This is a genomic window from Ruegeria sp. HKCCSP351, assembly GCF_017872535.1.
Classification (GTDB): Bacteria; Pseudomonadota; Alphaproteobacteria; order Rhodobacterales; family Rhodobacteraceae; genus Ruegeria.
This window is the reverse complement of sequence record NZ_JAEDOV010000001.1, coordinates 19,928-32,558: the sequence shown is the minus strand read 5'-3', so window position 1 is coordinate 32,558 and position 12,631 is coordinate 19,928. Positions and strand designations below refer to the sequence as shown.

The window sequence follows — 12,631 nt, the reverse complement described above, 5'->3', positions numbered from 1 at the left end:
GGAGCGTTTGCTCCCCCCCTCTTTGTATCAGGCATCGATGATGTTGTGGCCAGGCCCATATGGGAAGCCGGTGATGTTCTCGGCGCCGTCTTCGCCCACCACCAGAATATCATGCTCGCGGTAGCCCCCTGCACCGGGTTGCCCTTCGGGGATCCACAGCATGGGCTCGATTGAAACGACCATGCCAGGTTCCAGCACGGTGTCGATATCCTCGCGCAGTTCCAGACCGGCCTCGCGCCCGTAATAATGGCTGAGGATGCCGAAAGAATGGCCATACCCGAACGAGCGGTATTGCAGCAGCCCCTCATCGGCAAAGAAACGGTTGATCTCGGCGGTGATGCCTGAACAGGTCGCACCGGGTTTGATCAGGCTCAGACCCAGTTCATGGGCCGCCACATTGGCTTTCCAGAGGCGCAAGCTGTCAGCGTCCGGCTCGCCCAGAAACAGGGTACGTTCCAGCGCAGTGTAATAGCCTGAGATCATCGGAAAAGTGTTCAGCGACAGGATATCGCCTTTTTGCAGGGCGCGTTTTGTCACCGGGTTATGCGCGCCATCGGTGTTCAGCCCGGACTGGAACCAAACCCAGGTGTCGCGATATTCGGCATCTGGATAGGCGCGCGCGATTTCCTCTTCCATTGCGTCACGGCCCGCCATGGCAATCTCGATCTCAGTTGCGCCTTCACGGATGGCCGCATGGATTGCCGCCCCGCCAACGTCCGCGGTGCGTGCCCCACCCTTGATCAATTCAATCTCTTCGGCGGATTTGACCATGCGCGCGGTCATTGTATCCGGCGCGATGTCAACCAGTTCGGGGGTACCCAGCATCCGCAGGGCGGTGTCGCGGGCGGCCAGCGTCATGTGGTCACATTCAATGCCGATCCGCTTAACATTGCCGATCAGGCTTGCAACCGCACGCCAATAGTTGTCGCGCTTCCAGTCAGTATAAATCACGTTGTCTTCGACCGACCGGCGCCACGGTTGCCCGGCGTCGATGTTGGCCGAAACGGTGGTGCAGGCCTCTTGGGTGACCACGCAGCCATACGGACGGCCAAAGGAACAATACAGAAAGCCCGAGTAGTAGGCGATATTCTGCATCGATGTCAGCAGAATCGCAGGAATATCACGTGCGGCCATGATGCTGCGAAGCTTGCTGAGACGGCGATCATACTCCCCCTTGCTGAACGGCAAAGGCGCTTTGTCACCATTGTGGCAGGTAAAGAATTCGGGGCGTTTCGTTGTGTCGGTCATCACTTGGTCTCTCATCTTTGCCGGGCGACAAATCCCGGCCACATGTCCCGGCGTTCAGGACAGGCGGTCTCGGGGTCCGAGAGCCGATCATCCCCTTAGACGCCGCGACGCCATCGCAGCGGAGATGAACACGTGAATCGTTAGATCAGACAGAATGCTCCGTCAAGCGGGTGAAAGCCCCCGCAAACGTTCGGACCGGCGCCGCAGCAACTCAACCGTAGTCAGCAGCGCAATCGACAGAACCACCAGGATCGTCGCAACCGCCAGAATGGTCGGGCTGATCTGTTCCCGCAGGCCCGTGAACATCTGCCACGGCAGAGTCTTCTGACTGGCTGAGCCAACGAACAGAACCACCACAACTTCGTCGAACGAGGTGATGAAGGCGAACAGGCCACCCGAGATCACACCCGGCAGAATCAGCGGCATCTGGATCTTGAAGAAGGTCCGCACCGGCCCTGCCCCCATATTCGCAGCCGCTCTCGTCAGCGAACGATCAAAGCTCACCAGCGTGGCGGTCACAGTGATGATCACGAACGGGATACCCAAAACGGCGTGCGCCAGGATGACTTTCAGATAGCCCACAAAGTTCTTGTTCATGCCCAGCGTCCCTTCAAGGAACCGTCCGATATCGCTGTAGAAAAAGAACATGCCAGTGGCCGATATAATCAGCGGAACGATCATCGGCGAAATCAGGATGCCCATGATAGCACGGCGGCCGGGTACGTGGCTCTGGCTGAGGCCAATGGCAGCCAGAGTGCCAAGCGAAACCGAGATGATTGTGGCAATCGGGGCAATGATCAGCGAGTTCTTGAAGCTGCGTTGCCATTCGTTGTTGGTAAAGAAATCACGGTAGTGCTTGAGTGAATACCCTTCAGGGTCCAGTCGCAACATCTCGGGCGTGAAGGTAAAGAAATCCTGCGCATTGAACGACAGCGGCAGAACCACAAGGATCGGTGTGATCAGGAAAACGAAGATCGCACCGCAGATCACCCGGAACAGGTAGTGGTAAAACACCTGCTGCGCGGTCAGGTATGGCAATAGCTTGCGCCGGTATCGCCCTTCGTACAACCAATAAGTAAACCAGGCGAAGAACCAGCCGCCCAGCAGGCCAAGTACTCCGCCCATTGGGCCCGACATCAATAAGCCCGCGATGCCAAAACCAATGATGTTGATCCAGCGGGCCATCTTCTCGTTCTTCAAAACGGTGATGTAGACCCAAGCGAGCGCAGAAATCAGGACAGCGCCGCCAATGATGCCCAAAAGAACCGAGCCGTTACCCGCGCCGACAAAGACACCGGCGAAGGCGCCTGCCAGCGCGACACTTGGCAGAACCATGGACAAAGGTTTGCGGGATATCGGAGTAAGTGCGGCCATGTCGATTATCCCAGCTTCACGTTATCAATGCCCACGATCTTGTCGTAGACCCAGTAGAGCAGCAGAACGACCGCCAGAAGTATCGTTCCCAGCGCCGCCGCCAGTCCCCAGTTCAGTGAGGACGAGATGTGATAGGCGATCCGGTTCGAGATGAAGACACCTTTTGTACCGCCCACGATTTCAGGTGTGATGTAGTAGCCAATCGCCAAAATGAACACGAGGATTGAACCCGCGCCGATACCCGGAATGGATTGCGGGAAGTAGATGCGCCAGAACGTTGTCCAGTTGGTCGCGCCCATGGATTTCGCGGCACGTGTGTAAGATTCCGGAATAGTCTGCATCACCGAATACATGGGCAGGATCATGAATGGCAGCAGGATATGTGTCATCGCAGTGATCGTACCGATCTGGTTATTGATGATCACCAGTCGTGCATCGTCAGCCACCAACCCCAGCCAGACCAGCGTTTCGTTGATCACGCCTTGCTGTTGCAACATCACCTTCCACGCCGACGTCCGCACCAGCAGTGACGTCCAGAACGGCAGAAGCACAAGGATCATCAGCAGATTTGAGACACGCATCGGCAACGTCGCCAGCAAATAGCTGACCGGATAAGCCAACAGGATACAGGCACCCGTTATTACCAGAGACATAAACAGCGTTCGACCGAACAGCTTAACAAGGATTTGCTTGTCTTCGGGTTGTGCCTGCGCGCCGTCGGGGGTTCTGCGCATATCTACCGCATTCAGAAAATACCCGTTGGTGATCTTCGGCGAATGGGTTTTGATCACGCGCCACGTTTGTGTATCGCCCCATCCGTCGTGAATATCTATTAGTTGCTCTTTGAACGGGCCATCCGTTTCAGGATCCAGTTTCTTGATCTGACGACCTGACTTGCGGAACATCGAAGACATACCGGTTTCTTCGTAGTTCAAACGCGAACCAAGCCGTGTGTGCTCTTTATTGTCAATCGCAACAATCATGTCCCGCACAAAGGCATCATACACGCCCTCGCCCGGCAATTCTCCAGATTGTTCATCCCAGTTTTGAAGCGCCTCGACGGTAAGAGGTAGAGTGTCGGAGACGATATTGTTTTCTACTGAACGGAATAGCATCGCAGCTATTGGAACAATAAAGGAAAACAGAACGAACAGAAGCAAAGGAGCGATCAACAGCAAGGCACGCAGCTTTTGCCGCCGCAACGAGCGTGCCAGCGATAGCTTGAGCGGTGTTCCATCCGCTGCCAGCATGGGTCCGGCGTTTTGGCTTGCGTCAGTCATTGGAGCCCCTTGGATCTGTCTTGGTTCAGGGGCGGCGCACCGCCCCCGACTGTGTCATGAAATCAGACGTTTATTGCGCCAGCCACGCCTGGAATTTGGCGTCGATGTCGTCACGGTAATCCGCCCAGAACTCGTAGTTATACAAGAACGTGTTCTTGGCATTTTCCGGATCGGTCGGCATATGCGGGGCCATGTCGATCCCCAGATCGGCGTGCTGACCTACCAGCGGAGCTGACGAGGCGCGGGCCGGACCGTACGAGATGTACTTGGCCTGATCCGCCAGACGCTGGGTGTCGGTTGCAAACATGATATAGTCGAGCGCGCGCTGCTTGCGCTCATCGCTCAGACCGGCAGGAATGATCCAGCCGTCCAGATCGAACACCTGCGCGTCCCACAGCATTGCGACCGGCTGTTTCTGCTCTTCGATCACGCTGAACAGACGACCATTATAGGTCGAACCCATAACAACTTCACCGTCAGCCAGAAGTTGCGGCGTGTCCGCACCAGCAGACCACCAGACAACGCTGTCTTTGATGGTGTCCAGCTTGGCCAAGGCCTGATCCTGACCTTCCGACGTTGCCAGAACGTCATAGACATCATCCTTGGCGACACCGTCACACAGCAGCGCCCATTCCATGTTGTTGATCGGGCGTTTCTCAAGCGAGCGTTTACCCGGGTAGGATTCCAGATCGAACACCGCACAGATGTCGGTTGGTGGGGTGTCACCTACCAGATCGGTACGATAGCCGAACGTAGTCGAATAGACGATCTGCGGGATAAAGCAGTCGCTGACCAGAAGGTCGCCGAAATCCTCAGAGGCGGGCGTGCCATCCGGAGCTGCTGCCAATTGGCTGTCGAAATCGATCTCGAGGGCCAGACCTTCGTCGCAAAGACGGATCGCGTCAGCTGCCACAACATCTACCACATCCCATGTGATGTTGCCCGCTTCGTTCATTGCGCGCAGTTTGGCAACGGCTTCGGCCGAGCTGTCATCGTTCAGAATGGTGATACCGGTCTTTTCCGAATAGGGCTCGTGATACGCCTTCAACTGCGACTTTGAATAGGCACCGCCCCAGGAAACGATGGTCATCTCCTCGGCTGAAACAGTGCCCGCAGCCGTCGCAATTGCAGCCGCAGTGAGCATGATCTTGGTTGGTTTCATGTGTTACTCCCAGTTCATCCCGTTTTATGTGGTGGTCAGCCGATGCACGGGTTTTCACCGGCCGGTCCCTCAGCTTAACCGCACTTGTCCCGCGCGGTTTGGTCTATGCGTCGAGCGCACGACAATCCTGTGCCAGCCAGCCAATATCGATCTCTTGACCGGGGGTCAGGCGTACGGCATCAGGCGCATTTCGAGTTTTGGCGATGAATTCGTTGTTTCCGGCAACGGACATGCGGAACCGGAATACGTCGCCCATGTAAATGAACTCTTCGACCCTTGCTTTCAAAGTATGCGCGTCAGCGCGCAGGCGGTCTTTGTTGAACTCCACACGTTCGGGGCGGATCGAGACTTTGGTCCGGTCGCCTGCCTTGTGGACATTGATCGGAACCGCGTCGATTTCCGAGCCATCATCCAGGCGTACGACGCAAGTGTTGCCATTGATTGACTTAACAACGCCTTCCAACGTATTGTTTTCACCGATGAATTGTGCGACGAAACTGTTTTCCGGCTCTTCATAAAGCTGATCAGGCGGCGCCAGCTGTTGAATGCGACCATCATCGAAGACGGCCACACGATCCGACATGGTCAGTGCTTCGGTCTGGTCGTGGGTCACGTAGACTGTTGTGATCCCAAGCTCATGGGCCAGACGCGTGATTTCGAACTGCATATGTTCACGCAGCTGCTTGTCCAGTGCCCCCAATGGCTCGTCCATCAAGACCAGCTCGGGTTCGAATACCAAGGCACGTGCCAGAGCTATCCGCTGTTGTTGTCCCCCCGAAAGCTGAGCGGGACGTCGGCCACCAAAGGCACCCATCTGAACCATGTCCAGAGCGCGCTTGACCTTTTCATCCCGCTCCGACTTGCCCAGTTTACGGACTTCCAGTGGAAACGAGAGGTTTTCGGCCACCGTCATATGCGGGAACAAAGCGTAATTCTGAAAAACCATTCCAATACCGCGCTTGTGAGGCGGGATATTGTTGATGGGCTTGCCGCCCAGAAGGATTTCGCCATGTGTGGCAGTTTCAAATCCGGCGAGCATCATAAGGCAAGTCGTCTTGCCCGAGCCTGACGGCCCAAGCATTGTCAGAAACTCACCTTTGGGCATTGCAAGGTTTAGGTCTTTTACGACGAGGTTCTCGCCGTCATAAGACTTCTGTACGCGTTGGAATTCGACAAACGCGGCGTCGTTCGTTGTATCGGCCACAAGACCCCCTGTTAAGTCAAATGATTACCCGTCTTCTGCGGATTTCATTGATCTGTATCCGACAGTTAAGACCAAGCGATGTTCACATTGCAACAATGAATTCCGGTTTTGTTGTACAATATCCGGACATAATATCTCATCAGGTCTCGTTCAGAACACGCATATGCCACGCAAGACTTTGATTACTCGACAAAACTGGCTTGCCAATCCGTGCGCGTATCTCGGGAATAGCCTTTTGCGTGCGAAGGTTTGTGCAACTCAGAAAAACCGCATCAACCGACGGGTCCGAGCCCAGTTTCGTGGCGGCGTCGATGACGGATTGCACCGAAATCCGAACAACTTTGGCCTCTTCTGATTCCCCGAATGTCCCAAAAACATCCATCTCCACTCCGCCTTGGGCAAATGCCCGGCGCAGGGGTAGGTTTACTTCTTCAATATAGGGCGACAGCAGCGCGAATTTCGAAACATCCAAGTGTCGCGCACAGGCCAAAGCAGCACGCAAAGGGTTTGTAACCTCGGCAGCCTGACAGGTCTGCTTGACAAGTTCTGCCACACGGTCGGACCCGATAACCGAGCTTGCAGACGTGCACCCATACCCGACAACGCGATAAGATCGCGCACTGGGCAGCAATCCGGCGGCAGCTGGCAGTGCCCGCTCCATTTCCGCAAGGCTTTCAGTCGTCACCTCGATCCCGCTGGGAATACGCGTCACGTAGATTGGATATTTGCGGTCCGAAAAATACGAGCTGAACTCAGGCTCCAACGTTTCATCGGTCTGCAACACGATCAGACCAAGCGGGCTGGCCTCGGGATCGTCTTCATCAAGGGCGTAATGGATCCGGGTCATATTGCGATCACCTCCGGCCCGATGCGTGGGCTTAGAAAACGTGGGGCACCTTCGGTGATGACAATGTTTTCTTCATGGACAAGTATTTTTGTACCAACGGCAATGCCCGGTTCCAACGTCAAAACCATGCCGGGTTCCAGCACGGTCTGGTCTGCCGGAATAAGGGATGGCCACTCTGTAAGTGACATCCCCAACCCATGACCCAACCGCCCTGCATCTGTGCCTTCGGCGTCTTTGGTAAGTACCGTGTTCATGGCATGAAACAAATCCGAGGCAGTTGCACCGGGTCGGGCGATCTCGAACGCGGCATCTGAGGCTTCTACCAGTCGGGCGTGCGCTGATCTCACCTCGGGCCGGGCAGGGCCTACAGACCAATTGCGATCAAAATCACTGAAATACCCATCCCAAACCAGCCCTGTATCCAGCATAAGCACGTCGCCAGTTTCCAACAGTACCGAAGTTGCAGGTGATATTACATCACTGTAGCCACCCTGCTCTGCCCCGCCTGCAAGATACGGCACCCAATCGGCCCCTTCCTCAAGGCAGAGCATCTGGAAGCGGCGAAAAACCGTGTCCAGAGGCACCCCGGCGCGGGCCATCTCGGGCACACGGACGAAGGCGCGTCCGGCAATATCACAGGCTGTTTGGATCTTGGCAATTTCAGCCTCGGATTTGATCATGCGCAACCGGCGCAAGATACCCTGATCTCCGGTGATGCGACGCGCACCGAGAGCGCCGCGCAAGTGTTCAATGTCCGCCATGGGCATCCGCACATGTGTCTCATGTCCGTCCGGCATACCGACATTGCCCGAAACCGGCGTCAGTTCGGCCAGGACATCGGCCAGAAGCGAGATACCGTCGTCCTGCAAATCGGGCGCGCTCCAGGTTCGGATGTCATCAATCCAGGTCTGTCCCATGAGCGCGGCTCCGATCGAAGGGATCACAGCCACCGGTTTGCCCGTGACCGGCACAACCAGAAACCATGGTCGGGTTGGGCTTTCCCAAAATCGGGTCAGATAGCCGGTAAAATAACGTACGTCAGTTTCCGTCGTCAGCAGCAGCGCCGACAAATCCGCGGCTCGCATCAGCTCCTGCGCGCGTTTGGTGCGCACCTCGAACTCTGCCTGATCGAACCCTCTCATTCCGCGATCTCCGACAGAAAGCATAACACGCGTGAGTGTTCGGCGATCCCCATGGCATTCCGTGCGGTTTCGTTCATCACCGCCGCAAGGCCTGCCCCACCGGATGCCGTGGTGGCCAGCCCGATCTTAGCCATCGCGTCAAGCTTTGCTGCCACATCGTCATCTGAAAGGGTCAGGAACAGGTCTGCATCGCGGGCCAATCCGTTTAACGCGATCAACGACGGTTCCTTGCAATCCAGACGCCCCATGATGCTGTCCGGGCCATCCGCGAAAACACATTCTCCGGCAGCTATGCTGGCCTGCAACGCAGGTGCCGCTTCGGGTTCAACCACAACGATCTTCGGTGCGTCGCCCCAGGTTTTTCGCGCATAAGCCGCAACAGCTCCAGCCAAACCACCCACGCCTGCCTGCAACAGAATATGCGTCGGAACCTTGGGGCACTGCCTGACAGCCTCTGCCGCCATTTGCAAATACCCTTCCATGAGAGTCCATGGCAGGTCAAAATATCCATCCCACGAACTGTCCGACAGCAATATCCATCCGTTTTCGTCAGCAGCCGTTCTCGCTGCCTCCATACTGGCAGCATAGTCAGCACCACTTCGAACAACCTCGGCTTTTTGGCCTTTCAGACGTTCCGCAAAGGTTTCGGGCACCGTTTCAGAAATGTAGACGACAGCCTTCGCGCCGAAAATTCTGGCACCCGCCGCAACACTCATGCCGTGGTTTCCCGCGCTGGCGGTCACATAGGTTGTGCCAGCCAGTGTTTGTTCATCCGGTTCGCTTGACCGCTCGGCCGCATGACGCGCAATTACGTATGCTGCACCTAAAGCTTTGAACGAACCAAGGTTCATACGCGCCCGTTCATCCTTCACCCAAAGCTGGGATACAGGGGCAAGTTTCCCGGCATCCACCATCGGTGTTTCTTTCGCGACAGGACACTGAGCAAGCAAATCCGCAACCCGGGCTGCATCGGTCGAAGGATAGGGTGCAGATGGTGCAAGCTTTTGGCCCGCGCGATGTGGATTGGTGATGACCTGCATACTTCTCCCCTGAGTTTAGGCCCGTTGACGTGATCCCATCGGTGGAGCCCTGTCAACCAATGTCTGCCAATGTCTGACGTCAGTCAGAGACGTCGGCGACCTTTGGGGCTTGTTCTGCAACCAACGCCACCAGCCAGTCGTGAAACAAACGGGCAGCCGGGTTGGCGGCGTTGGACGAAAGGTAGTACCCTTCGTTGCTGTCAACCGAACACGCATGCGCGCGTTCGACCAGACCAGCGGCAATCGCGTGGGTCGTCAGTAATTCGCTGACCAAAGCGACACCGCTGCCATGAACGGCCAGTTGCAGAGCCATCCCAAATGTATCGACAAAAACGCCAGGTTGGCGGCGTAAGCCCTGTTTTTCAAACCACGTGCCCCATCCGCTTGATGTCCCGACAGCCTCGATCAGAGGCAGGTCAAACACATCTCCCGCGACCGTCGGGGATTTCACGGGAACCAGCCGATCAGGCATCAGGCGCACCGCGCCCTGCCCCACCTGTTTCTTTGACCCGAACCGAACCTGAACATCAGCGTGGGATGCGTGGAAATCGTCGGGCCAGATCGCACTGAGAAGCCGAACGCGAACTTCAGGATGGCGTCTGGTAAAATCTGACAGATATGGGGCAATAACCCACTGGGCGATGCTAACAGACGTTGCGACGGTCAAGATGTCTCCGGACGCGCTGGCGTCCACGCGCCCGGCAGCCGCGGCAAGCGCTTCAAGCGCGCTGCCAACCTCGGGCAATAGTTTGCGCCCCGCATCCGTCAGCGCCAAGCTTCTGGGGCGCCGCACAAAAAGGGCTGTTCCCAAACGCATCTCAAGCGATTTCACCTGTTGACTGACCGCCGATTGCGTCAACCCAATCTCTTCGGCAGCCGCCGTAAAGCTAAGGGTTCGTGCTGCTGCTTCGAAGGATCGGATCCATGTCAGCGGTGGAAGAGATTTGCCCATTTGATCAAGCTATCCATTAGTCTTTTTAATGGCAAAGCACATAATTCAATCATTTGTCAAAAACCCCGTCCGTTTTTAACGTTTGCGAGCGCGACAGGAGAATTTTCATGCAACCGGAAATACGCAAGATCGTCACCTACGATGAGGAGGTCCTTGTCGAGGGCTTCCGAGCCGCCAAGACCCCGTGGCGCATGTTTGCCGTGGCCGCAGTGGTTCACAACCCTTGGGCGGGCCGGTTTGTGGAAGACCTTAAACCCGAAATTCAAGCCTACGGCCCTGTTCTGGGCGAGATGATGACGAAACGCATGATCAAACTGGCCGGGAGTGGTGAGGCAATCGAAGCCTATGGCAAAGCCGCTATGGTCGGGCTGAATGGTGAGGTCGAGCACGCTTCGGGTCTTATTCACACGTTGCGCTTTGGCAATCACTACCGTGAGGCCGTCGGCGCGAAATCCTATCTGGCGTTCACCAACACACGTGGTCCGGCAAACGCGCCGATCATGGTGCCGTTGATGGATAAAAACGATGCTGGGCGGCGGTCGCACTACCTGACAATTCAGTTCTCGATTTCTGACGCACCGCGCGATGACGAAGTTGTGGTCGTATTGGGCGCAGCAACCTCGGGCAGACCGCACCACCGTATCGGTGACCGTTATCAGGATCTCAAGGATTTGGGCCATGACCTGGACAACCCGGCCGCGGTCTGAGATCGGTGGGCTGGCGGCCATCCAGACTGGTTCGGGACAGAATATCATTCTGTTGCATGGTGTTGGCTTGCGGGCTGAAGCCTGGGGCGCACAATTGGACGGGCTGGCTTCCGAGGGTTGCCTGACCGCCCCGGACATGCCCGGTCATGGAGACAGCCCATTAACTGACCTGAGCATCAGGCTTTCGGCGTACACCGAAGCGGCACGGGGTGTTCTGGACTGCCTGAGTGGTCCGGTCGTTTTGGCCGGCCATTCGATGGGGGCCATGATCGCGCTGGATCTTGCCGCCAAAACGTCAGACCGGGTTTGTGGGGTCGTCGCATTGAACGCGGTTTTCGAGAGAGACGCGAATGCGGCACAGGCCGTGCGCGACCGTGCGGCGCAGCTGGATGGCAAGTCGATCGCTGATCCCACCAGCACATTGCATCGATGGTTCGGAGACGTCGCCTCGGCCGAGCGCGATGCCTGCCGTAGATGGCTGACGGCCATGGACCCGGCTGCGTACAAATCGGCCTATTCCGTCATCGCCCACAGCCGATGCCCCCGACGCGATACGTTGGAGAAGCTAAGCTGCCCGGCGCTTTTTCTAACCGGCAGTCTTGAGCCCAATTCGACCCCGGAGATGTCACGTGTCATGGCGGACACCGCGATGAGCGGACGCGCGCAAATCATTGAAGGCGCTGCACATATGATGCCGATGACGCATGCAGATCAGGTCAACGCCGCCATTTCCAGCTTTCTGAATGAGCTGCGCCCATGACCGCTCTTGATCCTCGTGACCTTCGTCGTGCTTTTGGACGCTTCATGACCGGTGTGACGGTTGTGACGACGCGCGATGACGCAGGTACTCCACTCGGCTTTACGGCCAATTCCTTCACTTCGGTTTCTCTCGACCCGCCGCTGCTTTTGGTCTGCCCGGGAAAAAACCTGTCTTCATATCACGAATTTGCAACCTGCGCCCGTTTCGCGGTGAACATTCTGGCCGAGGGGCAGGAAGATGTATCCAATACGTTTGCCGGGTTCAAAGGTGATCGATTTGCCAAAGTCGATCACTGCTTGGATACGCATGGCATCCCTTTGATCAGAGGGGCAGTCGCAATGTTTTCCTGCCGAACCCATCAAATTATCGAAGCCGGGGACCATTGCGTTTTGATCGGACAAGTCGAAACGTATTCTCAGGACGATGCCCCCGGCCTCGGCTATGCGAACGGGCAGTATTTCAGCCTCGGGCTGGAACGTGGCGCGCTGGAACCGTCCGGGCGAAATGTGGTCTGCGGCGCAATCATCGAACAGAACGGGCACATCTTGCTGGAGAAAACAGATGCCGGTTTCCTCCCGCCGCAAGTTTCGCTGTCAGATCGGCAGAACCTGCGAAACAGCCTTGTGCAGAACCTGACGGCCAGGGGTATCAATGCGCGCCTTGGCGTCGCGTATTCCGTCTATGACGATGCCACCACGCATCATGTTTACATTCTTGCGTCTGCGCCCGCCCTGCCCCGGCATGGCACGCTACAGGCAATCGCAATCAAAGACCTGGCGACCCTGCCTTACGCGTCAGCACCCATCGCGACCATGATGGCTCGTTTTGCGCTGGAAAGCCGAACACGCAATTTCTCGCTTTATCTGGGTGACGCCCAGCGGGGCGATGTGCACAGCCTGTCGGAAAGGACCTGAA

Annotated in this window: 12 protein-coding genes; 3 read left to right on the top strand and 9 right to left on the bottom strand. The window is 56.7% G+C overall.

Features of this window, described 5'->3' with window-relative positions:
- Positions 1–27: 27 nt before the first annotated feature.
- From I9182_RS00155 to I9182_RS00115, 9 genes are all read right to left on the bottom strand, one after another.
- The gene (locus I9182_RS00155; RefSeq protein ID WP_209595734.1) at positions 28–1,248 is read right to left on the bottom strand and encodes an aminopeptidase P family protein; all 1,221 of its coding nucleotides are present in this window, start codon (positions 1,246–1,248) and stop codon (positions 28–30) included.
- Positions 1,249–1,410: 162 nt separating this feature from the next.
- A complete protein-coding gene (locus I9182_RS00150; RefSeq protein WP_209504363.1) occupies positions 1,411–2,622 on the bottom strand; it encodes an ABC transporter permease in 1,212 nt (403 codons plus the stop codon).
- A 5-nt stretch (positions 2,623–2,627) separates the two neighbouring features.
- Positions 2,628–3,902 (bottom strand): ABC transporter permease, encoded by a 1,275-nt coding sequence (locus I9182_RS00145; RefSeq protein ID WP_209504364.1) that lies wholly within the window; start codon positions 3,900–3,902, stop codon positions 2,628–2,630.
- Positions 3,903–3,972: 70 nt separating this feature from the next.
- The gene (locus I9182_RS00140) at positions 3,973–5,064 is read right to left on the bottom strand and encodes an extracellular solute-binding protein (protein WP_209504365.1); all 1,092 of its coding nucleotides are present in this window, start codon (positions 5,062–5,064) and stop codon (positions 3,973–3,975) included.
- A gap of 103 nt (positions 5,065–5,167) precedes the next feature.
- Positions 5,168–6,268, bottom strand: coding sequence for an ABC transporter ATP-binding protein (locus I9182_RS00135; RefSeq protein ID WP_209595733.1), 1,101 nt, complete (start codon positions 6,266–6,268; stop codon positions 5,168–5,170).
- 139 nt (positions 6,269–6,407) lie between these two features.
- A complete protein-coding gene (locus I9182_RS00130) occupies positions 6,408–7,115 on the bottom strand; it encodes an aspartate/glutamate racemase family protein (protein ID WP_209504367.1) in 708 nt (235 codons plus the stop codon).
- On the bottom strand, positions 7,112–8,257 hold the full coding sequence (locus tag I9182_RS00125) for a Xaa-Pro peptidase family protein (RefSeq protein WP_209595732.1): 1,146 nt from the start codon (positions 8,255–8,257) through the stop codon (positions 7,112–7,114). The genes I9182_RS00130 and I9182_RS00125 overlap by 4 nt, the downstream gene beginning before the upstream one ends.
- A complete protein-coding gene (locus I9182_RS00120; RefSeq protein ID WP_209504369.1) occupies positions 8,254–9,297 on the bottom strand; it encodes a pyridoxal-phosphate dependent enzyme in 1,044 nt (347 codons plus the stop codon). The genes I9182_RS00125 and I9182_RS00120 overlap by 4 nt, the downstream gene beginning before the upstream one ends.
- A gap of 79 nt (positions 9,298–9,376) precedes the next feature.
- Entirely contained in the window at positions 9,377–10,249 is an 873-nt protein-coding gene (locus tag I9182_RS00115) for a LysR family transcriptional regulator (RefSeq protein WP_209504370.1), read from the bottom strand.
- Between the two features lie 107 nt (positions 10,250–10,356).
- On the opposite strand from I9182_RS00115, the gene I9182_RS00110 reads away from it, so the two are divergent.
- The 3 genes from I9182_RS00110 to I9182_RS00100 are packed head-to-tail and all read left to right on the top strand — an operon-like array spanning position 10,357 to position 12,630.
- On the top strand, positions 10,357–10,956 hold the full coding sequence (locus tag I9182_RS00110; RefSeq protein ID WP_209595731.1) for an amino acid synthesis family protein: 600 nt from the start codon (positions 10,357–10,359) through the stop codon (positions 10,954–10,956).
- A complete protein-coding gene (locus I9182_RS00105) occupies positions 10,928–11,716 on the top strand; it encodes an alpha/beta hydrolase (RefSeq protein WP_209595730.1) in 789 nt (262 codons plus the stop codon). The genes I9182_RS00110 and I9182_RS00105 overlap by 29 nt, the downstream gene beginning before the upstream one ends.
- A complete protein-coding gene (locus tag I9182_RS00100) occupies positions 11,713–12,630 on the top strand; it encodes a flavin reductase family protein (RefSeq protein WP_209595729.1) in 918 nt (305 codons plus the stop codon). Before I9182_RS00105 ends, I9182_RS00100 begins: the two co-directional genes overlap by 4 nt.
- Position 12,631: the final 1 nt, after the last annotated feature.

Excerpts from the sequence above, each read along its gene's own strand:
- I9182_RS00155 (WP_209595734.1), bottom strand. The coding sequence starts at position 1,248 with ATGACCGACACAACGAAACGCCCCGAATTCTTTACCTGCCACAATGGT.
- I9182_RS00150 (WP_209504363.1), bottom strand. The coding sequence starts at position 2,622 with ATGGCCGCACTTACTCCGATATCCCGCAAACCTTTGTCCATGGTTCTG.
- I9182_RS00145 (WP_209504364.1), bottom strand. The coding sequence starts at position 3,902 with ATGACTGACGCAAGCCAAAACGCCGGACCCATGCTGGCAGCGGATGGA.
- I9182_RS00140 (WP_209504365.1), bottom strand. The coding sequence starts at position 5,064 with ATGAAACCAACCAAGATCATGCTCACTGCGGCTGCAATTGCGACGGCT.
- I9182_RS00130 (WP_209504367.1), bottom strand. The coding sequence starts at position 7,115 with ATGACCCGGATCCATTACGCCCTTGATGAAGACGATCCCGAGGCCAGC.
- I9182_RS00125 (WP_209595732.1), bottom strand. The coding sequence starts at position 8,257 with ATGAGAGGGTTCGATCAGGCAGAGTTCGAGGTGCGCACCAAACGCGCG.
- I9182_RS00120 (WP_209504369.1), bottom strand. The coding sequence starts at position 9,297 with ATGCAGGTCATCACCAATCCACATCGCGCGGGCCAAAAGCTTGCACCA.
- I9182_RS00115 (WP_209504370.1), bottom strand. The coding sequence starts at position 10,249 with ATGGGCAAATCTCTTCCACCGCTGACATGGATCCGATCCTTCGAAGCA.
- I9182_RS00110 (WP_209595731.1), top strand. The coding sequence starts at position 10,357 with ATGCAACCGGAAATACGCAAGATCGTCACCTACGATGAGGAGGTCCTT.
- I9182_RS00105 (WP_209595730.1), top strand. The coding sequence starts at position 10,928 with ATGACCTGGACAACCCGGCCGCGGTCTGAGATCGGTGGGCTGGCGGCC.
- I9182_RS00100 (WP_209595729.1), top strand. The coding sequence starts at position 11,713 with ATGACCGCTCTTGATCCTCGTGACCTTCGTCGTGCTTTTGGACGCTTC.